Genomic DNA, 2024 nt, shown 5'->3' on the forward strand with positions numbered 1-2024 from the left:
GAACAGGGCCGCGCTCGCCCGGCGGAATGCCGGGTCGCTCAGGCGGGGGGGCGTGGTGAGCAAGGTGCCCAGGTGCGGTGCGAGCGCGTGGGTCGGGGCGCGGTACGCCTCCCAGTCCCCGTGCAGCGGGTGGCCGGGCGGCACGGGGAGGGGAACGGCCCCGAACGGCGTGTGGTGCAGGCCCAGGCCACCGGGCAGCGCCTGGAGGTCGAGGGGGTCGCCCGCCTCGCCCAGCCGCGTCAGAAAGGCCCGCCACACCTGCGGAAAGGTGAAGAGGCTGGGGCCGGTGTCGAAGGTCAGGCCGCCGACCTCCACCCGCCGCAGCTTGCCCCCGGCCCGGTCCCGCTCGTACACGGTGACCGCGTGCCCCCGCTGGGCCAGCAGCGCCGCGAGCGCCAGCCCCGCGAGGCCGCCGCCGAGGATGCCGACCGAGCGCGGTTCCGGTTCTCTCACGGCCACAGCCCCCGCGCCAGCAGGTACACCAGCGGCACCCCGGCGACCGTGCCCACGGCCCAGGGCGAGAGGATACTGAGGGGATAGAGCCGCGCGGCCCGCTCGGGGGTGGGAGAGCGGCGCAGCGCGAGCGCGAGGCCCCCGCACACGCCCCACAGGGCCAGGGCGGTCAGCCGCGAGACGGNCGGCCACAGCCCCCGCGCCAGCAGGTACACCAGCGGCACCCCGGCGACCGTGCCCACGGCCCAGGGCGAGAGGATACTGAGGGGATAGAGCCGCGCGGCCCGCTCGGGGGTGGGAGAGCGGCGCAGCGCGAGCGCGAGGCCCCCGCACACGCCCCACAGGGCCAGGGCGGTCAGCCGCGAGACGGGCCACAGCAGCGCCCCCGCCACCCCGAACCAGGCCAGGGCGTAGAGGGCGGTGCCGGGCACCCCCAGCGTGGTCGCCACCGTCCTCACCCCGGCGGCGCGGTCGGCGGGCACGTCCTGCGCGGCGTCAAAGGCGTGCTTGCCCACCGAGTAGGCCATCAGGGCGGCCAGTGGCAGCGCGGGCACCGCCTCTCCCAGGGTCAGCGCGGGCAGCGCGAGGGGCAGCGCGTAGGCGACGTTGCTCAGGCCGTCCAGAAAGGGCCGGGCCTTGAGCCGCACGGGGGGCACGCTGTAGGCCGCGAAGAGGGCCGCCGAGAACAGCAGCACCACGAAGGCGCCGGGCGGCAGCAGCAGCCCCAGCCCCACCAGCGCGGGAATGTTCACCGCGAGGACCGCCGTTCGCAGCGGCCCTGGCTCGCCCGGTCCCAGCCGTGCGCCCTGCCAGCCCCCCTTGCGCCCGGAAGCGGCGTCCTCCTCGCGGTCGGCGAGGTCGTTCAGGCCATAGATCAGCAGGTTGAAGGGCAGGGTCAGGTACGCGAGCAGCGCGAGCAGTCCCGGCTCGGGGGTCCACAGCCGCCCCGTGAGCCACAGTCCCACCACCAGCGGTCCCACCGTGTTCACCCACAGCGCAGGGCGCGACACGGCGAGCAACCGGAGGGGGGGCAGGGGGGCAGGCAGGGTCAGGGAGCGCATCGGGGGATGAAAGCAGGCCAGACTGGGGCGGACGGGCGGGGGGGCGACTGCCCGCGCATTGTAGGGGGCCGGGGCCGGGACAGGTTGCCGCGCCCGCCGAGGACGGGAAACCTTACGGTCCCCCCGCGCCCGGCGTGGCCCAATAGACTCCAGCAGTCGCCCCGGCTCGCCCCTGTTCTTCGTCCTGTCTTTTCTGCCCTCCTTGTCTCCTTCCCTGTACGCGTCTCTCCAGGAGTCCCATGCCCCAAGACACCCTTCCCGAAACCACCCCCCTGTTCACGGCTGCCGAGGCCGAGGTGCGCACCGGGGTACCTGCCGCGACCCTGCGGCAATGGGAGCGGCGCTACGGCATCCCGGCTCCGGCCCGGAGTGCCAGCGGGTACCGGATGTACTCGGCCCTCGACCTCGCGAAGATCGGGCAGATGCAGACCCTGTTGCGCGACGGGGTGCCTGCCAGCCGCGCGGCGGAACTCGCCGGGCAGGCGCACGCGCCCCCCGCCCCGCGCCCCG

3 protein-coding genes are annotated in these 2024 nt (G+C 75.4%); 1 reads left to right on the forward strand and 2 read right to left on the reverse strand.

The genetic code is table 11. The annotated features are described in order from the left end of the window. Both QOL99_RS16680 and QOL99_RS16685 read right to left on the reverse strand, forming a co-directional pair. On the reverse strand, positions 1-453 hold a 453-nt coding region (locus QOL99_RS16680; RefSeq protein ID WP_285525497.1), incomplete at its 3' end, for an NAD(P)-binding protein. Then, entirely contained in the window at positions 450-1514 is a 1065-nt protein-coding gene (locus tag QOL99_RS16685) for a UbiA family prenyltransferase (RefSeq protein WP_285525498.1), read from the reverse strand. The genes QOL99_RS16680 and QOL99_RS16685, both read right to left, overlap by 4 nt. A gap of 239 nt (positions 1515-1753) precedes the next feature. Between QOL99_RS16685 and QOL99_RS16690 the strand changes: the two genes are divergently transcribed. Then, the coding region (locus QOL99_RS16690) for a MerR family transcriptional regulator (RefSeq protein ID WP_285525499.1) at positions 1754-2024 on the forward strand (271 nt) is incomplete at its 3' end.

The sequence above is a fragment of the Deinococcus rhizophilus genome, assembly GCF_030271215.1.
Lineage (GTDB): Bacteria > Deinococcota > Deinococci > Deinococcales > Deinococcaceae > Deinococcus > Deinococcus rhizophilus.